This window comes from Arthrobacter sp. ISL-95 (assembly GCF_018613695.1).
Classification (GTDB): domain Bacteria; phylum Actinomycetota; class Actinomycetes; order Actinomycetales; family Micrococcaceae; genus Arthrobacter.
Map to the genome: position 1 here is coordinate 454680 of NZ_JAGGPR010000005.1, position 23858 is coordinate 478537.

The following is a 23858-nucleotide window of genomic DNA, read 5'->3' on the forward strand; positions in this document are numbered from 1 at the left end:
GCACCATGGAATTCCTGATTTTCCTGGCAGTCATTGCCGTTATCGGCGGCGGCGTGCTGTGGGGGCGAAAGAACTTCAAGAGCGAGATCGAACGCGCAAAGCGGATTCGCCGGGCCAACAAAAGCAAGTAGGCCGGTACGCCAAGCCCGCACAATTTAACTCATACGGGCTACAAATGATAATGGCGTGCGCGGACTAATGACCGGTACCAGTAGAACGACTCCTTGGGAGTCCGTTCCAGGGTCTCGAAGTCCACGTGGATCAGGCCGAACCGTTGCGAGTAACCGGCTGCCCACTCGAAATTATCCAGCAAGGTCCAGACGTAGTATCCGCGAAGATCCACATCCTCGGCCATGCCTCCAGGCCCGGTTGCCGTCAGTGCATGGCCTAAATGTTCAGCCAGATAGGTGATGCGGTTGGTGTCCTGAAGGGGTCCGTCAACGTGCGCTGGCTCGGGGAAGCTGGCGCCGCCTTCGGTGATGTAGACGGGCGGAAGTGCCTCCCCATACCGATCCTTCAATTGGCGCAGCAGCAGCGCCAGGTATTCCGGTGCGACCGGCCAGCCAAACCCTGTGGTCTCATACTCCTTGTAGGCGGCCAAGTGGAAGGGAACCTGGGTCATCTCCGGTGACCGTCCGGTGGGTATCTCCGCCGGCCCGGGGCCTGCTGCCACCTTCACGGGGTAGTAGTAGTTGAGTCCGTAGAAGTCCAGGGGTTGGCTGATCAGTTCAAGATCGCCATCGTGGACGGTACCCAGTGAGCGGAACCAAGGTTTCATGGGCAGGGGTGGCTTGGGATACTGGCCAAGCAGTATTGCATCGGCGTAGATGCGGTTGAGGATCAGGTCCAGCGCCTGAGTCATCAGCCGGTCGCCAAGACTGTTGCTGGCGGACTCGACGGGGCAGTGCATGTTGGAGACCCCTATCTGCCCTTTAACGCCGGCGCTCCGTAGTGCCCGGACAGCCATTCCGTGACCCAGCAGTTGATGATGTGCGGCAGGCAGGGAATCGAACAGCAGTTGCCGGCCCGGGGCGTGCACTCCCAACGAGTACCCCTGCACAGTGACTGACACGGGCTCGTTCATGGTGACCCAGTGATCAACGCGATCACCGAAGCGTTCGGCGGCGGCCTCGCAGTAGACAGCGAAGCGCTCGGCAGTGTCCCGGTTCATCCACCCGCCGGCGTGCTCCAATTCCAGCGGGGTATCCCAGTGGTAGAGCGTCGCCATGGGGGAGATTCCCGCGGCCAGGAGTTTGTCTATCAGGCGGTCATAGAAATCCAGCCCCCGCTGGTTGACTGCGCCTTTGCCGCCAGGTTGGATTCGAGGCCACGAGAGCGAAAAGCGGTAGGAGTCGACGCCAAGTTCCTGCATCAGGGCGATGTCTTCATCAGAACGGTTGTAGTGATCGCACGCCACGGCGGGGGAGCCGCCGTCGACTATTGCTCCGGGCTTTTCCGAGAACGCATCCCAGCCAGAGGGCCCCCGTCCATCGGCGGTCAGCGAACCCTCAATCTGGAAAGCCGCAGATGCAACACCCAAAGTGAACCCCCGGTGCAGGCGGGCGGCGAGATCTTCCACGGAGCCTGAATCCTGGGAGTTCATGCCCCCATCATCCTCACCGGATGAGTGCCGGGCAATGGCTCTCACGGGCCGATTCGCCTTTACACCATATTTCCGCCATACTGGATGAGTTGTTCAAGCGCTTCTTCGTGTCCCGATCCGGATAATGCCGGATGTCAGGGTCCAGGCTGAAGCCCAAACATAACCCTGAACCCCATGATTGCGGTCGAGTTTGCGTGGAAATCGCGACACGCCCGACCGCGGGGGTCGGTGCGCCGACAAGGTGAGGAACCCGGATTCTTCCGGATTCAGCTTGTGCGGCGTGTGGTGGTAGATCCTCAAACGCTTCGGCGGCCACATCAACAGGTAAGTAAACAGAGCAGCCCTAACTAGAGCAGCACTAGCTGAAAGAGAGTCAGGCGACATGGCGGGACAAAAAATCCGCATCCGGCTGAAGTCATATGACCACGAGGTCATTGATGTTTCAGCGCGGAAGATCGTTGAGACGGTCACGCGCGCAGGCGCAACGGTAGTCGGCCCGGTGCCCCTGCCGACGGAGAAGAACGTTTACTGCGTTATTCGCTCTCCTCACAAGTACAAGGACAGCCGTGAGCACTTCGAAATGCGTACTCACAAGCGTCTGATCGACATCATCGACCCCACGCCGAAGGCTGTTGACTCGCTTATGCGTCTCGACCTGCCCGCCGACGTGAACATCGAAATCAAGCTCTAGGGAGGTGCTGAGAGACTATGACCGCAACCCGTAACGTAAAGGGCCTGCTGGGCACGAAGCTCGGCATGACCCAGGTCTGGGACGAGAACAACAAGCTCATCCCGGTAACTGTTGTCCAGGCTGACTCCAACGTCATCACCCAGCTGCGTAACGCAGAGGTAGATGGCTACGTCGCCGTACAGATCGGCTACGGCCAGATCGACCCCCGCAAGGTCACCAAGCCGCTGGCTGGTCACTTTGAAAAGGCCGGCGTAACTCCTCGCCGCCACGTCGTCGAACTGCGTACCGCAGACGCCGCATCCTACGAGCTGGGCCAGGAGCTCTCTGTTGAGATCTTCGAAGCCGGCCAGAAGATCGACGTCGTCGGCACCTCCAAGGGTAAGGGCTTTGCCGGTGTTATGAAGCGTCACGGCTTCCACGGCGTTGGCGCTTCCCACGGTGCCCACAAGAACCACCGTAAGCCTGGCTCCATCGGTGGCGCATCCACCCCGAGCCGCGTCTTCAAGGGCCTGAAAATGGCCGGCCGCATGGGCGCCGAGCGTCACACCACGCTGAACCTCACGGTTCACGCCATTGACGCTGAGAAGTCGCTGCTCCTTATCAAGGGTGCCGTTCCCGGTGCCCGCGGCCAGGTCGTACTCGTACGCACCGCCGTGAAGGGAGCCTAGTTAAATGACTAGCACTGTCAAGGTAGACCTGCCCGCAGAGATCTTCGACGTCCAGACCAACGTGCCGCTGCTGCACCAGGTCGTCGTCGCACAGCTCGCTGCTGCACGCCAGGGTACCCACAAGACGAAGACCCGCGCCGAGGTTTCCGGTGCAGGTCGCAAGCCGTTCAAGCAGAAGGGCACCGGCCGCGCCCGTCAGGGTTCAATCCGTGCTCCTCACATGACCGGCGGTGGCGTTGTCCACGGTCCGACCCCTCGTGACTACAGCCAGCGCACCCCCAAGAAGATGAAGGCTGCTGCACTCCGCGGCGCCCTGTCTGACCGCGCCCGTAACGGCCGCATCCACGTCATCGCTGAACTGGTAGCCGGCACCAAGCCGTCCGCCAAGGAAGCACTGGCGTCGCTGCGTGCAGTCTCCGAGCGCAAGAACCTGCTCGTCGTAATCGAGCGCGCCAACGATGTTGCTGCACTCTCCGTGCGCAACCTCGAAGGTATTCACGTTCTGTACGCAGACCAGTTGAACACCTACGACGTACTCATCTCCGACGACGTGGTCTTCACCAAGGCTGCTTTCGAGGCGTTCGTCGCTGACAAGGCCAAGAACGAGGAGGCCTCCAAGTGAGCGTAACCACCATCAAGGACCCGCGCGACGTCGTGCTTGCACCCGTCGTTTCGGAAAAGAGCTACGGTCTGATCGACGAAGGCAAGTACACCTTCCTGGTGGACCCTCGCTCGAACAAGACCGAGATCAAATTGGCCGTTGAGAAGATCTTCTCGGTCAAGGTTGACTCGATCAACACCATCAACCGTGCCGGTAAGCGCAAGCGCACCAAATTCGGCTGGGGAACGCGCAAGAGCACCAAGCGTGCAATTGTCACCCTCAAAGAAGGCACAATCGACATCTTCGGCGGTCCGCTCGCGTAGCGGAGACCACTTTAACGAGGAAATAAATTATGGGAATCCGTAAATACAAGCCGACTACCCCGGGCCGTCGTGGCTCGAGCGTAGCCGACTTCGCTGAAATCACGCGATCGACTCCGGAAAAGTCGTTGCTGCGTCCGCTGCACAAAACAGGCGGCCGTAACAACTCTGGTAAGATCACCACCCGTCACAAGGGTGGTGGGCACAAGCGCCAGTACCGTCTGATCGACTTCCGTCGTCACGACAAGGACGGCATCAACGCCCGCGTTGCCGAAATCGAGTACGACCCGAACCGTACGGCTCGCATCGCACTCCTGCACTACGTTGATGGCACCAAGCGTTACATCATCGCTCCTAACAAGCTGTCCCAGGGTGACTTCGTCGAGGCTGGTCCTGACGCTGACATCAAGCCGGGCAACAACCTGCCGCTGCGCAACATCCCGGTTGGTACCGTAATCCACGCAGTTGAACTGCGTCCGGGTGGCGGCGCCAAGATGGCACGTTCCGCAGGTGCTTCGGTACAGCTCGTTGCCAAGGAAGGCCGCTTCGCTCAGCTGCGTCTGCCCTCCGGCGAAATCCGCAACGTTGACGTGCGCTGCCGCGCAACCGTCGGCGAGGTCGGCAACGCCGAGCAGTCGAACATCAACTGGGGCAAGGCCGGCCGTATGCGCTGGAAGGGCGTTCGCCCGACCGTCCGTGGTGTAGCCATGAACCCGGTTGACCACCCGCACGGTGGTGGTGAAGGTAAGACTTCCGGTGGACGTCACCCGGTTAACCCGAACGGCAAGCCCGAGGGCCGTACCCGCCGTCCGAACAAAGAGAGCGACAAGCTTATTGTTCGTCGCCGCCGTACTGGCAAGAACAAGCGATAGGAGCCTGGACACATGCCACGCAGCCTGAAAAAAGGTCCTTTCGTTGACCAGCACCTCTTTGTGAAGGTCGCACGGGAAAACGATAAGGGCACCAAGAACGTCATCAAGACCTGGTCCCGCCGTTCGATGATCATCCCCGACATGCTCGGGCACACGATCGCCGTACACGACGGACGCAAGCACATTCCGGTGTTTGTCACAGAGTCGATGGTCGGGCACAAGCTCGGCGAATTCGCTCCCACGCGGACATTCCGCGGCCATGTTAAGGACGACCGTAAGGGCAAGCGCCGCTAGGCGCCTGACCTTACGTCTTAGACGAGAGAAGGAAAGCAATGGAAGCCAAGGCTATTGCGCGTCACATCCGCGTAACGCCTATGAAGGCCCGGCGCGTCGTCAACCTTGTTCGTGGTAAGCAAGCGAATGAGGCTCTGGCAATTCTGAAGTTTGCCCCCCAGGCAGCTTCGGAGCCGGTATTCAAGGTACTTCAGTCGGCAATGGCCAACGCACGTGTCCTCGCGGACCGTGACGGCGTTGCATTCGACGACAGCGACCTCTTCATCACCGAAGCATTTGTTGATGAAGGCCCGACCATGAAGCGGTTCCAGCCGCGTGCCCAGGGCCGCGCCTACCGCATTAGGAAGCGGACCAGCCACATCACGCTGGTTGTCGCAACCCCGGAGAAAGAGGAGGCTCGCTAAGTGGGACAGAAAGTTAACCCGCACGGGTTCCGACTCGGCATCACCACCGACCACGTTTCGCACTGGTTCGCTGACAGCACCAAGCCCGGACAGCGCTACAAGGATTTCGTCCGCGAGGACATCAAGATCCGTCAGCTCATGTCCACCGGCATGGAGCGCGCCGGCATCGCCAAGGTCGAGATCGAGCGCACCCGTGACCGTGTCCGCGTGGATATCCACACGGCACGCCCGGGTATCGTTATCGGCCGCCGTGGCGCTGAAGCAGACCGCATCCGCGGCGAGCTCGAAAAGCTCACCGGCAAGCAGGTTCAGCTGAACATCCTCGAGGTCAAGAACCCCGAGATGGAAGCACAGCTTGTTGCCCAGGGCATCGCTGAGCAGCTGACTTCCCGCGTGGCTTTCCGCCGTGCGATGAAGAAGGCCATGCAGTCCGCACAGCGTGCGGGTGCCAAGGGTATCCGTGTTGCTTGCTCGGGTCGTCTGGGTGGCGCAGAAATGTCCCGCTCGGAGTTCTACCGCGAAGGCCGTGTGCCCCTGCACACCCTCCGCGCGAACATCGACTACGGCTTCTACGAAGCCAAGACCACCTTCGGCCGTATCGGTGTGAAGGTTTGGATCTACAAGGGTGACGTAACTGCCAAGGAACTGGCTCAGCAGGCAGCTGCTGCTCCGTCCCGTGGCCGTGCAGGAGACCGTCCGGGCCGCCCGGGTGGCGACCGCCGTCGTCGTAACGACCGTCCGGCAGCTGAGGCAGCACCCGCTGCCGTTGAAGCACCGGCCGCTGAAGCTGCTGCTCCGGCAGCAGAAGGAGGACAGGCTTAAATGCTTATCCCACGTCGAGTCAAGCACCGTAAGCAGCACCACCCGGGTCGTTCCGGCGCTGCAACGGGCGGCACCAAGGTCAGCTTCGGTGAATACGGTATCCAGGCTCTGAGCCCGGCATACGTAACCAACCGTCAGATCGAGTCCGCTCGTATCGCGATGACCCGCCACATCAAGCGTGGCGGTAAGGTCTGGATCAACATCTACCCGGACCGTCCGCTGACGAAGAAGCCTGCTGAAACCCGTATGGGTTCCGGTAAGGGTTCTCCGGAATGGTGGGTCGCAAACGTCAAGCCGGGCCGGGTTCTCTTCGAACTCTCCGGTGTCAATGAAGAGGTAGCTCGCGAGGCCCTGCGCCTGGCAATCCACAAGCTCCCGTTGAAGGCACGCATTGTGCGTCGCGAAGGTGGTGAATAGAAATGGCAGTAGGGTCGAAGGATCTCGCACCCGCACAGCTGGACGGTTTCGACAACGAGCGTCTCGTTGAAGAACTCCGCAAGTCCAAGGAAGAGCTGTTCAACCTGCGTTTCCAGTCCGCCACCGGACAGCTGGAGAACCACGGTCGCCTGCGCGCGGTAAAGAAGGACATCGCACGCATCTACACCGTTCTCCGTGAGCGCGAACTGGGCATTCGTGCCGAGGTTGCCGCACCGGTTGTGGAAGCCAAGGAAGAAAAGAAGTCCAAGAAGGCTACCAAGGCTGAAAAGGCCGAGGTTGAAGCTGGAGAGGATGCCAAGTGAGCGAGAAGGAAACTGTGACGGAAGCAGCAGCCAGCGCTGAACAGCGCGGTTACCGTAAGACGCGTCGCGGCTACGTTGTCTCTGACAAGATGGAAAAGACCATCGTTGTTCAGGTTGAAGACCGCGTGAAGCACGCTCTGTACGGCAAGGTTATTCGCCGCACCTCGAAGATCAAGGCTCATGACGAAGAGAACACCGCCGGCATCGGCGACCTCGTTCTCATCTCTGAGACCCGCCCGCTCTCCGCTACCAAGCGGTGGCGCCTGGTGGAGATCCTCGAAAAGGCCAAGTAAATCTGACGCCGGGCATGCCTGGCGGTGATTCACTGGAGAGGCCCGCATTCCCTAGGGAATGCGGGCCTCTCCGCTTCTCCAGCCGTTTCGGTTTCGGACTGTAAACGTGCTAGGATATTGAGTTTGTATGGCGCCACTTGTGCGTCGTCCACTACCTCGTAAACAATCGTGCCGCTGCATACTGCCCCGCGCAGAGTTTTCTGCAAGGGAAGCTGATGCTTGTGGCACGGGCGTTTAGGCCTGTACTGGCAAAATCCAGGCAGGTCAAGAGACACCCCGATCAACCGTTCCGCAAGGCTCATTCCGTATGCATGATTTCGGTCTGAGAACCCGCGCGACGCAAGGAGTAAAAATTGATTCAGCAGGAGTCGCGACTCAAGATCGCCGACAACACGGGTGCTAAGGAAATCCTTACCATTCGCGTTCTCGGTGGATCTGGTCGTCGCTACGCAGGCATTGGCGACGTGATCGTCGCTACCGTCAAGGACGCTATTCCCGGCGGAAACGTAAAGAAGGGCGACGTCGTCAAGGCGGTCATCGTCCGTACCAAGAAGGAACGCCGCCGTGCGGATGGTTCCTACATCAAGTTTGACGAAAACGCAGCTGTGATCCTGAAGAACGACGGTGACCCCCGCGGTACCCGTATCTTCGGCCCGGTTGGTCGTGAACTTCGCGACAAGAAGTTCATGAAGATCGTTTCGCTGGCCCCGGAGGTGCTTTAGTCCATGGCTAAGAAAATCAAAAAGGGTGACCTCGTTCAGGTCATCACCGGCGCCAAGCAGGAACGTGGCGGCGACCGCGGCAAGCAGGGCAAGGTCCTGCGCGTGTTCACCGACACCAACCGCGTGCTGGTAGAGGGAATCAACCGCGTCACCAAGCACAGCAAGGTCGGTCAGTCGCAGCGCGGCACCAAGACCGGTGGCATCGAGGTTGTTGAAGCCCCGATTCACGTATCCAACGTTGCTTTGGTTGACCCGTCCACCAAGAAGCCGACCCGTGTTGGTTTCCGTCTCGACACCGTTGAGAAGGATGGCGCTACCAAGACCGTCCGTATCCGCGTGTCCAAGGCCACCGGGAAGGACATCTAATGACTGAGACTCTCGAGACTCCAGTAAAGATCGTTCCGCGTCTGAAGACGAAGTATGCAGAGACCATCAAGAAGTCCCTGCAGGACGAATTCAGCTACGGAAACGTCAACCAGGTTCCCCGCCTGGTGAAGGTTGTAGTGAACATGGGTGTTGGAGATGCCGCCAAGGACTCCAAACTGATCGACGGCGCTGTTCGCGACCTCACCCTGATCACCGGCCAGAAGCCGCAGGTAACCAAGGCCCGCAAGTCGATCGCACAGTTCAAGCTGCGCGAAGGCATGCCCATCGGTGCACACGCAACTCTGCGTGGAGACCGCATGTGGGAATTCGTGGACCGTCTGGTTTCGCTGGCCCTGCCGCGTATCCGCGACTTCCGCGGCCTCAACGGCAAGCAGTTTGATGGCAACGGCAACTACACCTTCGGTCTGACCGAGCAGGTTATGTTCCACGAAATCGATCAGGATTCCATCGACCGCGTTCGCGGTATGGACATCACGGTCGTCACCACCGCCAAGACCGATGACGAAGGCCGCGCGCTGCTCAAGGCGCTTGGCTTCCCGTTCAAGACCGAAAACTAACTACGTGACAGGTCCGTCCGCGCAGGCTCATAAGAGCAGGCGCAGCGGAAACCGGTACGAGGAAGGGCTATAGCCCAAATGACTATGACAGATCCTGTCGCAGACATGCTCACGCGTCTGCGCAATGCAAACTCGGCATACCACGACACCGTGTCCATGCCGTACAGCAAACTGAAGGCACGCGTTGCCGACATCCTGAAGGCAGAAGGCTACATTGCCGGCTGGAAGGAAGAAGACGCCGAGGTTGGCAAGAAGCTGACCCTCGACCTGAAGTTCGGTCCGAACCGCGAGCGTTCCATCGCTGGCGTCCGCCGCATCTCCAAGCCGGGCCTCCGCGTTTACGCGAAGTCCACCAACCTGCCGCACGTGCTGGGTGGCCTGGGTATCGCAATCCTGTCCACCTCTTCCGGCCTCCTGACTGACAAGCAGGCCGGCAAGAAGGGCGTGGGCGGCGAAGTCCTCGCGTACGTCTGGTAACGGGAAAGGAAGAGAATAATGTCACGTATTGGACGTCTCCCCATCACCGTTCCTGCCGGAGTTGAGGTCAAGCTCGATGGCTCCGTCATCAGCGTCAAAGGTGCCAAGGGCGAGCTGAGCCACACTGTGGCCAGCCCGATCGAGGTTACCCAGGAAGAGAACACTCTCACGGTCACCCGCCCGAATGACGAGCGCAACTCGCGTTCGCTGCACGGCCTGACCCGCACCCTGATCGCCAACATGATCCAGGGCGTTACCGAGGGCTACGAGAAGAAGCTTGAAATCGTTGGTACTGGTTACCGCGTTCAAGCCAAGGGTTCTGACCTGGAGTTCGCTCTGGGCTACAGCCACCCGGTTAACGTCTCTGCACCCGAAGGCATCACCTTCGTAGTAGAGGGTCCGACCAAGCTCTCTGTTGCGGGTATCAACAAGCAGCAGGTCGGCGAGGTTGCTGCCAACATTCGCAAGCTGCGCAAGCCTGACCCCTACAAGGGCAAGGGTGTCCGTTACGCCGGCGAAGTCATCCGCCGCAAGGTCGGAAAGGCTGGTAAGTAAACCATGGCCATCGCAATTAACAAGAAGCGTACGAACAAGAGCAAGTCGGCTGCACGCAGCCGTCGCCAGCTTCGTATCCGCAAGCGCATCACAGGTACGGCTGTACGTCCTCGTATGGTTGTTAACCGCTCTGCACGTCACATGTTCGTCCAGGTTGTCGATGACAGCAAGGGTGTAACCGTGGCTTTCGCTTCCACTTTGGAAGCGGACCTTCGTGCATTCGACGGTGACAAGACTGCCAAGGCCAAGCGCGTTGGCGAGCTCGTTGCCGAGCGCGCCAAGGCTGCAGGCGTCGAAGCTGTTGTCTTCGACCGTGGCGGTAACAAGTACCACGGCCGTATCGCCGCCGTCGCCGACGGTGCTCGCGAAGGTGGGCTGGCACTGTGACCGTTGAAAATAACGAAAAGGACGTTCAGGTGACTGAAGCTGTAGCTGCTGAAGCAACTGAGACCGCACCCGCTACCGATGACCGCCGCGGCGGACGTCGTGGCGAGCGCGGCGACCGTGGCCAAGGCCGCGGCGACCGTGGCGGCCGTGGTGGCCGCGACGGCGGTCGTGAGGCTGAGAAGAGCCAGTTCGTAGAGCGCGTTGTCACCATCAACCGCGTTGCCAAGGTCGTCAAGGGTGGTCGTCGCTTCAGCTTCACCGCTCTCGTCGTCGTCGGTGACGGCAACGGTATGGTCGGCGTCGGCTACGGCAAGGCCAAGGAAGTTCCCGCGGCTATCGCAAAGGGCGTTGAAGAGGCCAAGAAGTCCTTCTTCCGCGTTCCCCGCGTTGGCAGCACCATCCCGCACCGCGTGCAGGGTGAGGCCGCTGCAGGCGTAGTCCTGCTGCGTCCGGCTTCCGCCGGTACCGGTGTTATCGCCGGTGGTCCGGTCCGCGCGGTACTGGAGTGCGTGGGTATCCATGACATCCTCTCCAAGTCGCTCGGTTCCTCAAACGCGATCAACATCGTTCACGCGACTGTTGCCGCTCTGAAGCAGCTCGAAGAGCCCGCTTCCGTGGCTGCCCGCCGTGGCCTGCCGCTGGACGAGGTTGCTCCCGCTGCTCTGGTGCGCGCGCTCCAGAACCAGAAGGCAGGTGTTTAGTCATGGCTAAGAACCTGACTCCCTCCGACGCCAAGTTGGAGATCACCCAGATCAAGGGCGTCATTGGCGCCAAGCAGAACCAGAAGGCTACCCTTCGGTCCCTCGGCCTGAAGCGCATCGGACACACTGTTGTCCGCAACGCTGACGCCGTGACCGTTGGCATGCTGAACACGGTTCCGCACCTCGTGAATGTAGAGGAGGCGAAGTAATGGCAGAGAACAAGACCGCCGAAGAGACTGCTGAGAAGCAGCACGCTCTGAAGGTCCACCACCTGCGCCCCGCCCCGGGTGCCAAGACCGCCAAGACCCGTGTTGGTCGTGGTGAAGGCTCCAAGGGTAAGACCGCTGGTCGTGGTACCAAGGGTACGAAGGCCCGCTACCAGGTAAAGGCTGGCTTTGCCGGCGGCCAGCTGCCGCTGCACATGCGCCTGCCGAAGCTGCGCGGCTTCAAGAACCCGTTCCGGGTTGAGTTCCAGGTTGTCAACCTGGAGAAGCTCAACGAGCTGTTCCCGGAAGGTGGCGTTGTCACCGTCGAGTCCCTGGTTGAGAAGGGTGCCGTTCGCAAGAACCAGCCCGTCAAGGTGCTGGGCACCGGCGACATCACCGTCAAGGTTGACGTCACCGCCCACGCATTCTCTTCCAGCGCTTCGGAAAAGATTGCTGCAGCAGGCGGAAGCACCACTGCTCTCTAAGAGCCAGTGGGGCAAACGCCCGTTGTAAAACGATCCCGGTATGCGGGGCTTCGGCCCTGTATACCGGGATTTTTTGCGTGATTGTTGACTCTCGATTATTCCGACGGCGTCACAAGCGGTTAGACTCGGTTGTTGGGTTTCATTGAGCCCGATCACATCCTTGTACTTTCTACTCAGGAGGACGCTTGCTAAGCGCATTCGGCCGGGCGTTTCGGACGCCTGATTTGCGACGCAAGTTGTTGTTCACGCTGGGAATCATCACAATCTTCCGCTTGGGAGCTTTCATCCCCTCGCCTGGTGTGAACTACCAGAATGTCCAGCAATGCTTGAACACTGATGCCACCTCGCAAGGCATCTACCAGCTGGTGAACTTGTTCAGCGGCGGCGCGTTGCTGCAGGTTTCAGTGTTTGCCCTGGGCATCATGCCCTACATCACAGCGAGCATCATCGTGCAGCTGCTCCGGGTGGTCATTCCCCGGTTCCAGCAGCTTTACGAAGAGGGCGCCTCCGGTCAGTCAAAGTTGACGCAGTACACCCGGTACCTCACCATTGCTCTCGGCCTGCTGAACGCCACAACATTGGTGTCGCTTGCCCGGTCCGGCCAGTTGCTCCCTGGCTGCAACCTGCCCATCATTCCTGATGAGAGCATCATTACCACCATCCTCATCATCATCACGCTGACGGCCGGCACCGGCCTCATCATGTGGATGGGCGAGCTGGTCACCGAAAAGGGTGTGGGCAACGGCATGTCGCTGCTGATCTTCACCTCCATCGCTGCAAGCTTCCCCGGCTCGCTGGGCTCCATCTGGGAATCCAAGGGTCCGGGCACTTTCTTCACTGTCCTCGCCGTCGGCCTGCTTACGGTGGCCCTGGTGGTCTTCGTGGAGCAGTCCCAGCGCCGTGTTCCGGTTCAGTACGCCAAGCGTATGATCGGACGCCGCACAGTGGGTGGCACCAGTACGTACATCCCCATCAAGGTGAACATGGCCGGCGTCGTGCCCGTCATCTTCGCGTCCTCCATGCTGTACCTGCCCGGACTGATTTCGCAGTTCAACCAGCCGGCGCCAGGGGAGCAAATGGCCCCGTGGGTTGAGTGGATCAACAACAACCTCACCCGTGGCGACCACCCCATTTACATGGCACTGTATTTCGCCATGATTGTGTTCTTCACCTACTTCTACGTAGCCATCACCTTCAACCCTGAAGAAGTGTCGGACAACATGAAGAAGTACGGCGGGTTTATTCCGGGCATCCGGGCGGGTAAACCGACCGCGGACTACCTGCAGTACGTGCTTTCCAGGATCACCTTGCCCGGAGCCCTTTACCTGGGCTTCGTGGCGTTGATTCCTTTGGTTGCACTCGTCCTGATCAACGCCAACCAGAACTTCCCGTTCGGTGGCACGTCGATTCTGATCATGGTGGGTGTTGGCCTGGAGACCGTCAAGCAGATTGATGCGCAGCTACAACAACGTCACTACGAAGGGCTTTTGCGATGACGAGAATGCTGATCATTGGACCTCCCGGTTCGGGCAAGGGAACACAGGCCGAGCGGATTTCCGAACGCCTCGGCGTAGTCGCCATCTCCACCGGCGACATCTTCCGCGCCAACGTCAAGGGCGAAACGCCTTTGGGCCTTGAGGCCAAGAAGTACATGGACGCCGGCGACTTCGTTCCGGACAGCGTCACGAACAACATGGTTCGCGATCGCCTGAGCCAGAGCGACGTCGAGAACGGCTTCCTGCTGGACGGTTACCCGCGCACCACCGCGCAGGTTGACTACCTGGACCAGATCCTTGCTGAGGGTGAGCAGGAGCTCGACGTCGTGCTCCAGCTGACGGCTGACGACGAAGAACTGGTAGCTCGTCTTCTCGGCCGTGCCAAGGAAACTGGCCGCTCGGACGACAACGAAACCGTCATCCGGCACCGCCTGAATCTTTACCACGAGCAGACCGAGGCAGTTGTGGCCAAGTACGCCGAGCGTGGCATTCTCACGCAGGTTGATGGCATCGGTGGTATCGATGAAGTTACCGACCGCGTGTTGACGGCTATCGAGTCAGCCAAGGCCGTTTAGTAGTTCTCCAGATAGCCGGGTCTACCGGCGCTGGAGTGAGGGGTGTGTCCCGTACCGTGAGTGCGGGACACACCCTTTTCCTTTTCCATCCTGAATTTCAATTTCGACCATGCTCCCCGGTACGGGAAAATGGTTGAAGCATGGGGCCCGATTGGCCTCTACAGCAAACCTTCCAGAGGAGATCATGGCGTTCGGTCAGCCCCGCATTGAATACAAAACCAACGAGCAGATGCGCACCATGCACCAGGCTGGCCTTGTCCTGAGCCGTGCACTCGACGCTGCCGTTGCGGCGGCCAAGCCGGGTGTCACTACCAAGGACCTGGACGACGTCTTCGCCGCGGTGCTCAATGATGCTGGAGCGAAGTCGAACTTTTTGGGTTACCACGGCTTCCCGGCCACGATCTGCACCTCGGTCAACGAGGAAGTGGTCCACGGCATCCCGGGCGGCAAGGTCCTCCACGACGGCGACATCATCTCCATTGATGGCGGCTGCATAGTTGACGGCTGGCATTCCGACTCCGCCAGGACCGTGATTGTTGGCAACGCCGATCCGGAAGACCAGCGTCTCTCCGACGTCACCGAAGCAGCCATGTGGCGCGGCATCGCAGCCCTCGCCAAAGGCAAGTTTGTGGGAGACATCGGAAACGCGATTGACGACTACGTGTCATCTGTCCAGGGAAAGCCGTTGGGCATCCTGGAGGACTACGTGGGGCATGGCATTGGCTCAGAGATGCACATGGCGCCCGACGTTTTGAACTACCGGACCGGCCACCGCGGCCCCAAGATCCGCCCCGGCCTGTGCCTGGCCATTGAACCCATGCTGGTCCGGGGTGACATTGAGACCGCAACCCTCGACGACGACTGGACCGTAGTGACTACTGACGGTAAGCGTTCCTGCCAGTGGGAGCATTCCGTGGCTGTTCATGACAAAGGCATCTGGGTCTTGTCCGCCCCGGACGGAGGGGCCAAGCAGTTGGCACCGCTCGGCGTCGTGCCCGTTCCCATCCCGTAACTCCTGCAAAGAAGAGCTGGGCTACTGACGTAGCCCAGCTCTTCTTTTAACAGGGTGGCAGTTACGCCTTCAGCTTGGGCTTCACATCCTTGGTGTAAATGCCCTCAAGGGTTTTCTTCAGCTCGGTCATGGTTGTCTGGACGTCGCCTTGTTGCGTCAGGATCTTGGCGGCCGACTTGGCCATTTCCTGATCGGCGCCGGGCAGGAACACGCGGGCGTTGTCCTGGACCTTGGTTGCTGCCAGCTGGTCCATGGCCGTCTTGATTTGCGGTGTTGCTGCAAGAACCGCCGACATGTCAGCCGAGAGCCTGGTGGGCATGTAGCCGGTGGCTGCTGAAAAAGCGGCCGTGTTCTCCGGCTCGGTCATGAATTTGAGGAACGTCGCTGCGGCCAATTGTTCTTCCTTGCTGATTCCGCTGGGGATGCCCAGGCCGGCGCCGCCCGTGGGGCAGACGCCGCTGGGCGCCTCAGGGCCGCCGGGCAGGAATCCGACGCCGACGTTGAACTTGGCCGCCTTCAGGACGCCAAGCAAGGAGCCAGTGGAGGAGATAGTGGACGAGGTGATCCCGGCGGCGAAGTCGTCTGCTGCCTCCTTGGAAGAGACGCCGGCCCAACCGTCCTTATAGATGGAATCCTGTGCCCACTGGAGCGCGGCCACGGACTGGGGAGAATCGCAGGTGATGTCCCAATCCCTTGACCAGCTGCCGCCCCAACCCCACAGGTTGTTCTGCAGAGTCCAGCCTGCGTAACCGGCCAGGGCAGGGTAGATGTAGGCGTACTGCGCACCGGAGGTGGCCTTGAGCTTTGACGCCCACTCTGCGAACTCTTGCCACGTAGCCGGTGCACGGTCCGGAAGTCCGGCGGCCTTGAAATGGTCCTTGTTGTAGTAGAACAGCGGCGTGGACCGGCCGTAGGGGAGAGCCCACTGCTTGTCCTCGTACTTGTAGTCATCCACCAGCGACTTCTGGAAGTCATCGATTTTGATGTCCAGCTGCTTCACCAGGCCATCGATGGGAATGATGCTTCCGTTCGAGTAGTAGCGGAACCACCAGACATCCGAGAGGACCACCAGCCCGGGCAGGCCAGTCTTGGCTGCCTGGGACGTCTGGAACTTTTGGGCGATCTCTTCATAGTTGGCGCCGGCCGTCACCAGGTTGACCTTGATGTCAGGGAATTTGGCGTGGAACTTCTCGATGATCGCCTTCTCAACGTCCTGGGATTTGCCCGGGTGGTTGGTCCAGAAATCAATGGAGCTGGCGGGCTTTACGCCGCTGAAGTCGATCGTTGCAGTGTCGACGGCGTCTGCCGTGCCCGCCGTCGACGGCCCGCCGCAAGCGGCGAGGGCCGCAGCTCCGGCTCCGAGGCCTGCCAGACCCAGGAAATGGCGGCGGTCAAGGTTAGTGCGCATGGTGTTTCCTCTCAATAACTTTCTTCGATGCGAATGGTGCGTTTGGAGAATTCAGCCGGTGACGCTGCCTTGGGTCAGCCCGGCAACGATGTAGCGCTGGAGCGCTGCGAACACCAGCAGGATGGGAACGATCACCAAAACTGCCCCGGCCATGAGGATTCCCCAGCCGGCGCCGTTGCCCTCGGAGTTTTGCAGCAGGGTCAGGCCCACGGGCAGAGTCATGGTTTCAGGGCGATCAGTGATGATGAGCGGCCAGATGTAGTCGTTCCATTCGCTGACCACCGTTACCAGCGCCACGGTGGCGATCGATGGCACAGAGACCGGCACGATGATCTGCCACAGCCGCCGCCAATGGCCTGCTCCGTCGATTTCAGCTGCCTCCAGAATCGACGCCGGCAACGTCAGGAAGTGTTGGCGCAGCAGGAACGTGCCAAACGCCGTCCCCAAACCTGGCAGGATGATGCCCCACAGGGTGTTCTTCCCACCCATACCGGCGATCAGGATGTAATTGGGCAGGATGGACACTTGCGCGGGAACCATGAGTGCCACCAGGATCAGCACAAAAATCACGTTCTTGCACGGGAAGCGAACAAACACCAGCGCGTACGCCGTCAAGATCGCCAGAATGACCTTGATGGTGGAACCCACCGTTGTGACGATCAGGCTGTTGGCGAAGAACTGTGCGAACGGAACCGTAGTCATCGCTGTGGCGTAATTTTCCAGGTTCAACGACTCGGGCAGGATCTTTAGGTCCATGGTGACGATCTCGCCGGGTTGCTTGAAGGAACTCAGCAACATCCAGAGCAGCGGCAGGAACACCACCAGCGTGGCGATGATCAGCGGCACGTAGCCCATGGCGATGGTCTGGACGAAATTCGGTTTGGAGAAAGGGCGCGGAGGCTCATGCTTCATAGGTACCTGCACTGCCTCTTGCGGTGAATCAACGACGACGGCGGTTGAGGGCGCGCTCATGAGTAGTGGACCTTTCGCTCTACGAACCGCAGTTGAAGAACAGTGACGATCAGCAGAATCGCGAAGAGAATCACCGAAATCGCCGCAGAGTAGCCCGCCCGGTTATACGCGCCGAACGCCTGCAGGTACGCCTCATAGATCAAGGTGCTGGTGCCGTTGCCCAAGGGAGTCATGATGCGGATGAGGTCGAACGCCTGCAACGAGCTGAGCATGGTGGTGATCAGCAGGAAGAACGTTGTGGGGGAAAGCAGTGGCATGGAGATGGTGAAGAACCTGCGCGCATTGTTGGCCCCATCCAGCGCCGCGGCTTCCATGACGTCGCGGGGCAATGACTGCAGGCCGGCCAGGTAAACCACGGCGCAGTAGCCCAGGTTCTTCCAGACGTACACAGTGATCACCATCACCAGTGAAAGCTCGGGATCGTTGATCCACTGAGGGCTTTGTTGGCCAAGGCCACGCAGGATCCACGCAAGTACGCCATAGCCGGGATCGAAAATGAACAGCCACACCAAACCAACACCCACACCGGACAGCACATACGGTGCGAACACGGCAGACCGGGCAAACGTGGTGCCGCGAACCTTCGAATTCAAGGCCAAGGCAACCAACAGGCCAAGGACCATGGAACCGCCCACCGTCACCAGCGTGAAGATCGCTGTGGTCCCAAGGACCTTGGACGCATCCTCACCGGCGAAAAACGTGACGTAGTTTTGCAACCCCACCACCGTGGCTGAAGCCGAGCCGAGGGTCCAATCCAACGTCGAGTAGTAAATGTTGTTGATCAGTGGCCAGTAAGTGAACGTGCCGATCAACACCAAGTTCGGCGAAGCCATGGCCAGGAACACCAGGAAATCCCGGCGGCTCCGGCCGGACCAGCGCTTTCTATCCTGACCGGGCCTGGCAGCCGGGGCGGGAACCGAAGGCTCGGGCTCCGGCCTGTCTGCGGGCGCAGCACTGCTGCTGTGAATCTGTCGTGTAGTCATGAGTCACTAACGGTTTCGGGCGAATGTGGGGCGCCAGCTCCCGGATCGGGGCGGCGGAGACAGGCCTAGCTCACCACACCGAAAGCCAATGTTTGGGCCAAAACCGAACCCCTTATCGATAGTTGGCTTACACTTCCAAACCCGTTTACTCGGTGTTACTCGGGTGTTCGTACTTGAGGCCGGGCTCCCACTTGTTGCTATGCCTTGGGCCGCCCAGCCAACTGGCTTTCCGTTTTGGCTCACCAGTGGAGAATGGAGCGATGAATTCGATCACCGATGTTGCCGGCATACGGGTAGGGCATGTGCAAAAGGTGGGGGAGGGGTGGTTGTCCGGGGTGACCGTGGTGCTTCCTCCCGTGGGGACAGTGGGGTCCGTGGATGTGCGCGGGGGAGGTCCTGGTACGCATGAGACGGACGCACTGGACCCGACCACCCTCGTGTCCATCGTTGATGCAGTTGTTCTTACCGGGGGCAGTGCGTTCGGGTTGGCCTCGGCTGGCGGAGCGCAGTTGTGGTGTGAGGAGGAGGGAAGAGGTTTTGCTGTTCCGGGGACGGTGGTGCCCATCGTGCCGGCGGCCGCTATCTTCGACCTCGGTCGGGGCGGCGATGTGAAAGCGCGACCCGACGCAGTCATGGGCTACCAGGCAGCCGCTGCAGCCTTCAACTCAGGTGACCATGCCGCCGTCGAGCGTGGAAATGTGGGTGCCGGAACCGGCGCCGTTGTTGCGCGGGGTCAGTTCAAGGGTGGGATTGGTACGTCGTCCATCACTCTTGATGGCGGGGTGATCGTTGGGGCCATAGCGGTGGTAAACGCGTTAGGGTCACCGGTGTTCAGCGGGGCGGGGCCTCAATCTTCTGCGGGAACGGTGGTTCCGCCGCAGGGGCTCAATACGACGCTTGTGGTGATTGCGACGAATGCGGTGCTGGATGTGGCCGAGTGTCAGCGGACTGCCAGTGCCGGGCATGCTGGGTTGGCGCGGGCGTTGGATCCGTCCCATACTTTGGTGGACGGTGACACCGTGTTCGCCTTGTCCACTGGCGCTGTCGAGCTTGACCGCAGTACTGAACAGGCGCGGCAAGTCTCGCTGATCACGCTGCAAAGCACAGCGGCGGAAGCCGTTCGACTGGCCATTCTGGATGGCGTCCTTGCGGCGGAAAGCGTCTCGACGGAGGCAGGTGACTTCCCGGCTTACCGGCCAGCGGGGGAGTGACGGCTGTCGACAGGTGCGCTACCATAGACGGATTTAACTTTCCGGCTTCATTGGCGTAGAGTTATTTGTTGGTTGTCTGTGCAGCCACGCCCTTTTTAGTGTCGTGGTTCCAAGAGGGCCAAGCAAACAAAAAAACGTCCGCTGGATCTTCGGTGCCTAACTGAAGGACGGTGGCAAACAACAGTTAGCGGAGGATATGGCCAAGAAGGACGGGGTCATTGAGATCGAGGGCGTTGTGACTGAGGCGCTGCCCAATGCGATGTTTCGTGTTGAGCTCACCAATAAGCACGTCGTTCTCGCACACATCTCTGGGAAGATGCGACAGCACTACATTCGAATCCTCCCCGAGGACCGGGTAGTGGTTGAGCTGAGCCCATACGACCTCACACGTGGTCGTATCGTCTACCGCTACAAGTAAATTGCTGGGCGGCAAGGCAATAGTGCCTAAGCCGCTCCAGCAGATCAACTGCAAAACACGCAAAGGAACGCCATGAAGGTCAAGCCGAGCGTCAAGCAGATCTGCGACAAGTGCAAAGTGATCCGCCGTAACGGCCGGGTCATGGTGATCTGCGAGAACCCGCGCCACAAGCAGCGCCAGGGCTAATTCCCCCTTCGGGAATCTGCGTCCGCAAGGACAAACCTGGGCTGCTAGCCCACGCAAGTAAATAAAGGCAGCACAAGCTGTGCCAGGACTGCATTACAGAGCCTGGTCAGCGAACCCCCGGTCGGAGGCTGGGGCCACACTGAACGTGTGGGTGTACTGCCTACGACCTCCGGTTTATTCAAGGAGTACTGCCACTATGGCTCGTCTCGCTGGCGTAGACATTCCCCGCGAAAAGCGGTTGGAAATTGCGCTTACTTACATCTACGGCGTGGGCAAGACCCGTGCACACGAAACCCTGGCTGCCACCGGCATCAGCGCTGACGTTCGCGTCAAGGACCTGACTGACGCCGAGCTGGTCCAGCTGCGTGACTACATTGAAGGCAACTACAAGGTTGAGGGTGACCTTCGCCGCGAGGTAGCCGCTGACATCCGCCGCAAGGTAGAGATCGGCAGCTACGAAGGCCTGCGCCACCGCAAGGGCCTGCCCGTACGCGGACAGCGTACGAAGACCAACGCTCGTACCCGCAAGGGCCCCAAGCGCACCGTCGCCGGCAAGAAGAAGGCCGGACGTTAATCCCTCGGGATTGATCCGGTTTTCCCCCGATAACTTTCTGTAGGAGAAACAATGCCCCCGAAGACTCGTGGAGCGGTTCGTAAGCCGCGTCGCAAGGATAAGAAGAATATTGCGCTTGGCCAGGCGCACATCAAGAGCACCTTTAACAACACCATCGTGTCCATCACGGACCCGAACGGTGCTGTAATCTCATGGGCTTCCGCCGGTGAGGTTGGCTTCAAGGGCTCCCGTAAGTCCACCCCGTTCGCTGCCCAGATGGCTGCCGAAGCTGCTGCAAAGCGCGCTCAGGAGCACGGTCTGCGCAAGGTTGACGTATTCGTCAAGGGCCCGGGATCCGGACGCGAAACCGCAATCCGTTCGCTTCAGGCCGCTGGCCTTGAGGTTGGCTCCATCCAGGACGTCACCCCCAGCGCCCACAACGGTTGCCGCCCGCCGAAGCGCCGCCGCGTCTAATTAGGTCTTCCCCGCCTGACCGGCCGGGCCTGCTATGGATGGTTTCGACCATTCATCAGCATGGCCCGGCTGGTCAGGCTGGAAACCGAAGCCGATTTCCACCACCTGTGTTGCGTCATATAGCGGATGCTCGCCGAAAGGAAACCTAAGTGCTCATTGCACAGCGCCCCACCCTGTCTGAAGAAGTTGTATCCGAGAACCGCTCCCGTTTCATCATTGAACCGCTGGAGCCGGGCTTCGGCTACACCCTCGGAAACTCCCTCCGCCGTACCCTGCTCTCCTCCATCCCCGGTGCCGCTGTAACCAGCATCCGGATCGATGGCGTGCTGCACGAGTTCACCACGGTTCCGGGTGTCAAGGAAGATGTCACCGAGATCATCCTGAACATCAAGAACCTTTCGGTTTCCTCCGAGCACGATGAGCCGGTTGTTGCTTACCTGCGCAAGCAGGGCCCCGGAGTCGTCACCGCCGCGGACATCGCTCCGCCGGCCGGCGTCGAATTCCACAACCCGGATCTGCACATTGCCACTTTGAACTCGAAGGGCAAGTTCGAACTCGAACTGACCATCGAGCGCGGCCGTGGCTACGTTTCGGCAGCTCAGAACAAGTCCGGCGACTCCGAGATCGGCCGTATTCCGGTTGACTCGATCTACTCGCCGGTCATGAAGGTAACTTTCCGCGTGGAAGCTACCCGTGTTGAGCAGCGCACCGACTTCGACAAGCTCATTGTCGACGTCGAGACCAAGCAGGCCATCGCCCCGCGCGATGCTGTTGCTTCCGCAGGCACCACCTTGGTGGAACTGTTCGGTCTGGCTCGTGAGCTGAACACCGCAGCTGAAGGTATCGAGATTGGCCCGTCGCCGACGGACGCTGCCCTGGCAGCGGACATGGCCCTGCCGATCGAGGATCTGGATCTCACCGTCCGTTCCTACAACTGCCTCAAGCGTGAGGGCATCCACACCGTGGGTGAACTCGTTGCCCGCTCCGAGGCTGACCTGATGGACATTCGTAACTTCGGTGCGAAGTCCATTGACGAGGTCAAGGCAAAGCTCGTGGAACTGGGTCTGTCCCTCAAGGACTCCCCTCCCGGTTTCGATCTCGCAGCCCGCGCCGCAGCCATCGAAGAGGACGACGCCGCGTTCAGCGACGACGAGCTCTAAACAGCAGATCTTGGCCGCCGGGTCCAGCGATGGACCTGACCGGCTTACATAACAGGAGAAATAACTATGCCTACCCCCACTAAGGGTCCGCGCCTCGGAGGCGGCCCGGCTCACGAGCGCCTGATGCTCGCGAACCTGGCAGCTGCTCTCTTTGAGCACAAGCGCATCACCACCACGGTCACCAAGGCCAAGCGCCTTAAGCCGTACGCAGAGCGTCTGGTCACCTTCGCCAAGCGTGGCGACCTCGCTTCCCGCCGCCGCGTTCTCGGCCTGATCAGCGACAAGGGCGTTGTCCACGAGCTGTTCACCGACATCGCCGGCGCCGTTGCTAACCGCGATGGTGGCTACACCCGCATCACCAAGATCGGCAACCGCAAGGGCGACAACGCTCCCATGGCTGTCATCGAGCTCGTTCTTGAGCCGGTTTCCCCGAAGCAGGCCGTTGTTGCTGAAGCAACCGCTGCCGCTGCCAAGGCTTCTCCGGCTGCCGAGGCTCCGGCTGCTGAGGAAGAGGTTGTAGAGACCGAAGCTGCTCAGACCGAAGAGGCTCCGGCCGCTGAGGCCGAGGCTGCTGAAGCTGAAGTTGCTGAGACCGAAGAGGCTCCGGCCGCCGAGGACAAGAAGTAATTCATTGAATTCTTCGCAGTAGACTTAAGTCTATGAACGAACGAAAACCCGCTGCCCCCGTTATGGGGGGCGGCGGGTTTTTGCGTGTCCGGCTTGATCTTTCCTACGATGGCGGTCCTTTCAATGGGTGGGCTCTTCAACCTGGTCTTCGGACGGTGCAAGGCTCCCTCGAGGAAGCTCTGGCGCTCCTCTTGCAGCGACCTGTTCGCGTCACGGTCGCCGGCCGGACAGACGCTGGCGTCCACGCCCGCGGCCAGGTAGTTCACGTGGACCTGACCGAAGCTGAGTGGCTGTCGCTTCCGCGTGGGCACGAACTCGATCCCGGCGTCGCACTTTTGCGGCGTCTCCGCGGTGCGTTGAGCCGCATCCTCGGCGACTTAACCGGAGCTGTGGAAGTGCACGACGCCGGCCTGGCGCCGGAGGGCTTCGACGCTCGCTTCTCTGCATTGTGGCGGAGATACAGTTACCGGATTGCCGACGGTCCGGAACGTTGGGATCCGGTGCTGCGAGGCATCACGTTGTGGCACAAGACGCCTTTGGACGTTGCCGTCATGAACGAGGGTGCGCGGTCCCTTTTGGGGCTCCAGGATTTCCGCTCTTACTGCAAGCCGCGTGAGGGTGCCACCACCATCCGCGAGCTGCAAAAGTTCTCCTTTGACCGTGCCAGCGACGGTGTGATCGTTGCAACCGTTCAGGCTGACGCTTTCTGCCACAACATGGTGCGGTCCTTGGTAGGTTCTGTACTCCGCGTGGGGGAGGGCTTGGAAACTCCGGCCTGGCTGTACTCGCGGCTTCTGGAGCGTCAGCGTGATGCCAAATCTGTGCTCGCTGCACCGCACCCGCTCGTGCTGGAAGAAGTCGCGTACCCGTCGGACAGCGAGTTGCTTGCGCGGGCAGAGCTGACGCGGGCGCGGCGCGCCCAGGTGGATTAGCTCATTTTGACCCGGACGCCCTAATGAGGGTATTGTTTAGAGTCGTTGTGCGTGTCCTATCTCGAT

At 60.3% G+C, this 23858-nt stretch carries 36 protein-coding genes; 32 read left to right on the top strand and 4 right to left on the bottom strand.

Translation table 11 applies throughout. From position 1 onward, the window contains the following. Positions 1 to 5 precede the first annotated feature (5 nt). Positions 6 to 131, top strand: coding sequence for a hypothetical protein (locus J7I86_RS22740; protein ID WP_286179484.1), 126 nt, complete (start codon positions 6 to 8; stop codon positions 129 to 131). 38 nt (positions 132 to 169) lie between these two features. Here J7I86_RS22740 and J7I86_RS08275 read toward each other — a convergent pair whose 3' ends face one another. Beyond that, positions 170 to 1603: a GH1 family beta-glucosidase gene (locus tag J7I86_RS08275; RefSeq protein WP_214818994.1), complete on the bottom strand. Its 1434-nt coding sequence runs from the start codon at positions 1601 to 1603 to the stop codon at positions 170 to 172. A gap of 382 nt (positions 1604 to 1985) precedes the next feature. On the opposite strand from J7I86_RS08275, the gene rpsJ reads away from it, so the two are divergent. From rpsJ to map, 23 genes are all read left to right on the top strand, one after another. After that, on the top strand, positions 1986 to 2294 hold the full coding sequence (rpsJ, locus tag J7I86_RS08280) for a 30S ribosomal protein S10 (RefSeq protein ID WP_003803825.1): 309 nt from the start codon (positions 1986 to 1988) through the stop codon (positions 2292 to 2294). A 17-nt stretch (positions 2295 to 2311) separates the two neighbouring features. Beyond that, entirely contained in the window at positions 2312 to 2962 is a 651-nt protein-coding gene (gene rplC, locus J7I86_RS08285; RefSeq protein ID WP_011775595.1) for a 50S ribosomal protein L3, read from the top strand. A 4-nt stretch (positions 2963 to 2966) separates the two neighbouring features. After that, the gene (gene rplD, locus J7I86_RS08290; protein WP_142938370.1) at positions 2967 to 3584 is read left to right on the top strand and encodes a 50S ribosomal protein L4; all 618 of its coding nucleotides are present in this window, start codon (positions 2967 to 2969) and stop codon (positions 3582 to 3584) included. Beyond that, positions 3581 to 3886: a 50S ribosomal protein L23 gene (rplW, locus tag J7I86_RS08295; protein WP_024817589.1), complete on the top strand. Its 306-nt coding sequence runs from the start codon at positions 3581 to 3583 to the stop codon at positions 3884 to 3886. Before rplD ends, rplW begins: the two co-directional genes overlap by 4 nt. A gap of 29 nt (positions 3887 to 3915) precedes the next feature. Continuing rightward, a complete protein-coding gene (gene rplB, locus J7I86_RS08300) occupies positions 3916 to 4755 on the top strand; it encodes a 50S ribosomal protein L2 (RefSeq protein ID WP_011775592.1) in 840 nt (279 codons plus the stop codon). A 12-nt stretch (positions 4756 to 4767) separates the two neighbouring features. After that, positions 4768 to 5049 (top strand): 30S ribosomal protein S19, encoded by a 282-nt coding sequence (gene rpsS, locus J7I86_RS08305; RefSeq protein WP_011775591.1) that lies wholly within the window; start codon positions 4768 to 4770, stop codon positions 5047 to 5049. A gap of 38 nt (positions 5050 to 5087) precedes the next feature. Beyond that, the gene (gene rplV / locus J7I86_RS08310) at positions 5088 to 5453 is read left to right on the top strand and encodes a 50S ribosomal protein L22 (RefSeq protein WP_011775590.1); all 366 of its coding nucleotides are present in this window, start codon (positions 5088 to 5090) and stop codon (positions 5451 to 5453) included. Further along, positions 5454 to 6275: a 30S ribosomal protein S3 gene (gene rpsC, locus J7I86_RS08315; protein WP_011775589.1), complete on the top strand. Its 822-nt coding sequence runs from the start codon at positions 5454 to 5456 to the stop codon at positions 6273 to 6275. Next, on the top strand, positions 6276 to 6692 hold the full coding sequence (gene rplP / locus J7I86_RS08320) for a 50S ribosomal protein L16 (RefSeq protein WP_003803795.1): 417 nt from the start codon (positions 6276 to 6278) through the stop codon (positions 6690 to 6692). Between the two features lie 2 nt (positions 6693 to 6694). Beyond that, positions 6695 to 7015, top strand: a complete 321-nt coding sequence (gene rpmC, locus J7I86_RS08325) for a 50S ribosomal protein L29 (RefSeq protein ID WP_024817588.1) — start codon at positions 6695 to 6697, stop codon at positions 7013 to 7015. Then, positions 7012 to 7308 carry a 30S ribosomal protein S17 gene (rpsQ, locus tag J7I86_RS08330; protein WP_011775587.1) on the top strand — a complete coding sequence of 99 codons (297 nt, stop codon included), beginning with the start codon at positions 7012 to 7014 and terminating at the stop codon, positions 7306 to 7308. Before rpmC ends, rpsQ begins: the two co-directional genes overlap by 4 nt. A gap of 353 nt (positions 7309 to 7661) precedes the next feature. Next, positions 7662 to 8030 carry a 50S ribosomal protein L14 gene (gene rplN, locus J7I86_RS08335; protein ID WP_024817587.1) on the top strand — a complete coding sequence of 123 codons (369 nt, stop codon included), beginning with the start codon at positions 7662 to 7664 and terminating at the stop codon, positions 8028 to 8030. A 3-nt stretch (positions 8031 to 8033) separates the two neighbouring features. Next, positions 8034 to 8396, top strand: a complete 363-nt coding sequence (gene rplX / locus J7I86_RS08340) for a 50S ribosomal protein L24 (protein ID WP_024817586.1) — start codon at positions 8034 to 8036, stop codon at positions 8394 to 8396. After that, positions 8396 to 8974 carry a 50S ribosomal protein L5 gene (gene rplE, locus J7I86_RS08345; protein WP_214818995.1) on the top strand — a complete coding sequence of 193 codons (579 nt, stop codon included), beginning with the start codon at positions 8396 to 8398 and terminating at the stop codon, positions 8972 to 8974. The genes rplX and rplE overlap by 1 nt, the downstream gene beginning before the upstream one ends. A gap of 78 nt (positions 8975 to 9052) precedes the next feature. After that, positions 9053 to 9451, top strand: coding sequence for a 30S ribosomal protein S8 (rpsH, locus tag J7I86_RS08350; RefSeq protein WP_024817585.1), 399 nt, complete (start codon positions 9053 to 9055; stop codon positions 9449 to 9451). A gap of 18 nt (positions 9452 to 9469) precedes the next feature. Then, positions 9470 to 10006: a 50S ribosomal protein L6 gene (gene rplF / locus J7I86_RS08355; RefSeq protein ID WP_011775583.1), complete on the top strand. Its 537-nt coding sequence runs from the start codon at positions 9470 to 9472 to the stop codon at positions 10004 to 10006. 3 nt (positions 10007 to 10009) lie between these two features. Further along, a complete protein-coding gene (rplR, locus tag J7I86_RS08360; protein ID WP_024817584.1) occupies positions 10010 to 10393 on the top strand; it encodes a 50S ribosomal protein L18 in 384 nt (127 codons plus the stop codon). Between the two features lie 29 nt (positions 10394 to 10422). Further along, a complete protein-coding gene (gene rpsE, locus J7I86_RS08365) occupies positions 10423 to 11094 on the top strand; it encodes a 30S ribosomal protein S5 (protein ID WP_011775581.1) in 672 nt (223 codons plus the stop codon). Positions 11095 to 11096: 2 nt separating this feature from the next. After that, a complete protein-coding gene (gene rpmD, locus J7I86_RS08370; RefSeq protein ID WP_011775580.1) occupies positions 11097 to 11303 on the top strand; it encodes a 50S ribosomal protein L30 in 207 nt (68 codons plus the stop codon). After that, positions 11303 to 11785, top strand: coding sequence for a 50S ribosomal protein L15 (gene rplO, locus J7I86_RS08375; protein WP_209758660.1), 483 nt, complete (start codon positions 11303 to 11305; stop codon positions 11783 to 11785). The genes rpmD and rplO overlap by 1 nt, the downstream gene beginning before the upstream one ends. Positions 11786 to 11970: 185 nt before the next feature. Beyond that, on the top strand, positions 11971 to 13281 hold the full coding sequence (secY, locus tag J7I86_RS08380; RefSeq protein ID WP_214818997.1) for a preprotein translocase subunit SecY: 1311 nt from the start codon (positions 11971 to 11973) through the stop codon (positions 13279 to 13281). A 5-nt stretch (positions 13282 to 13286) separates the two neighbouring features. Beyond that, the gene (locus tag J7I86_RS08385) at positions 13287 to 13856 is read left to right on the top strand and encodes an adenylate kinase (protein WP_214819605.1); all 570 of its coding nucleotides are present in this window, start codon (positions 13287 to 13289) and stop codon (positions 13854 to 13856) included. Between the two features lie 184 nt (positions 13857 to 14040). Next, the gene (map, locus tag J7I86_RS08390; protein ID WP_214819607.1) at positions 14041 to 14868 is read left to right on the top strand and encodes a type I methionyl aminopeptidase; all 828 of its coding nucleotides are present in this window, start codon (positions 14041 to 14043) and stop codon (positions 14866 to 14868) included. A 61-nt stretch (positions 14869 to 14929) separates the two neighbouring features. Here map and J7I86_RS08395 read toward each other — a convergent pair whose 3' ends face one another. From J7I86_RS08395 to J7I86_RS08405, 3 genes are read right to left on the bottom strand one after another with little or no spacing between them, the layout of a single operon-like run. Then, the gene (locus J7I86_RS08395) at positions 14930 to 16276 is read right to left on the bottom strand and encodes an ABC transporter substrate-binding protein (RefSeq protein WP_214818998.1); all 1347 of its coding nucleotides are present in this window, start codon (positions 16274 to 16276) and stop codon (positions 14930 to 14932) included. Positions 16277 to 16327: 51 nt separating this feature from the next. Then, positions 16328 to 17248 carry a carbohydrate ABC transporter permease gene (locus J7I86_RS08400; RefSeq protein ID WP_214818999.1) on the bottom strand — a complete coding sequence of 307 codons (921 nt, stop codon included), beginning with the start codon at positions 17246 to 17248 and terminating at the stop codon, positions 16328 to 16330. Then, entirely contained in the window at positions 17245 to 18231 is a 987-nt protein-coding gene (locus tag J7I86_RS08405) for a carbohydrate ABC transporter permease (RefSeq protein WP_214819000.1), read from the bottom strand. The genes J7I86_RS08400 and J7I86_RS08405 overlap by 4 nt, the downstream gene beginning before the upstream one ends. Before the next feature lie 260 nt (positions 18232 to 18491). Here J7I86_RS08405 and J7I86_RS08410 point away from each other — a divergent pair, with 260 nt between their 5' ends. The 8 genes from J7I86_RS08410 (at position 18492) to J7I86_RS08445 (ending at position 23792) form a co-directional block, all read left to right on the top strand. Further along, positions 18492 to 19442, top strand: coding sequence for a P1 family peptidase (locus J7I86_RS08410; RefSeq protein ID WP_214819001.1), 951 nt, complete (start codon positions 18492 to 18494; stop codon positions 19440 to 19442). 196 nt (positions 19443 to 19638) lie between these two features. Further along, positions 19639 to 19860 carry a translation initiation factor IF-1 gene (infA, locus tag J7I86_RS08415; protein ID WP_011775571.1) on the top strand — a complete coding sequence of 74 codons (222 nt, stop codon included), beginning with the start codon at positions 19639 to 19641 and terminating at the stop codon, positions 19858 to 19860. A 72-nt stretch (positions 19861 to 19932) separates the two neighbouring features. Further along, on the top strand, positions 19933 to 20046 hold the full coding sequence (rpmJ, locus tag J7I86_RS08420) for a 50S ribosomal protein L36 (RefSeq protein WP_011775570.1): 114 nt from the start codon (positions 19933 to 19935) through the stop codon (positions 20044 to 20046). 196 nt (positions 20047 to 20242) lie between these two features. Continuing rightward, positions 20243 to 20620: a 30S ribosomal protein S13 gene (gene rpsM / locus J7I86_RS08425; RefSeq protein ID WP_011775569.1), complete on the top strand. Its 378-nt coding sequence runs from the start codon at positions 20243 to 20245 to the stop codon at positions 20618 to 20620. 51 nt (positions 20621 to 20671) lie between these two features. Beyond that, complete coding sequence (rpsK, locus tag J7I86_RS08430) at positions 20672 to 21073, top strand: 30S ribosomal protein S11 (RefSeq protein WP_014922380.1); 402 nt, start codon at positions 20672 to 20674, stop codon at positions 21071 to 21073. Positions 21074 to 21222: 149 nt separating this feature from the next. Continuing rightward, the gene (locus tag J7I86_RS08435) at positions 21223 to 22233 is read left to right on the top strand and encodes a DNA-directed RNA polymerase subunit alpha (protein WP_011775567.1); all 1011 of its coding nucleotides are present in this window, start codon (positions 21223 to 21225) and stop codon (positions 22231 to 22233) included. Between the two features lie 66 nt (positions 22234 to 22299). After that, a complete protein-coding gene (gene rplQ / locus J7I86_RS08440) occupies positions 22300 to 22860 on the top strand; it encodes a 50S ribosomal protein L17 (RefSeq protein WP_214819002.1) in 561 nt (186 codons plus the stop codon). Positions 22861 to 22892: 32 nt separating this feature from the next. Then, on the top strand, positions 22893 to 23792 hold the full coding sequence (locus tag J7I86_RS08445; RefSeq protein WP_286179485.1) for a tRNA pseudouridine(38-40) synthase TruA: 900 nt from the start codon (positions 22893 to 22895) through the stop codon (positions 23790 to 23792). Positions 23793 to 23858: the final 66 nt, after the last annotated feature.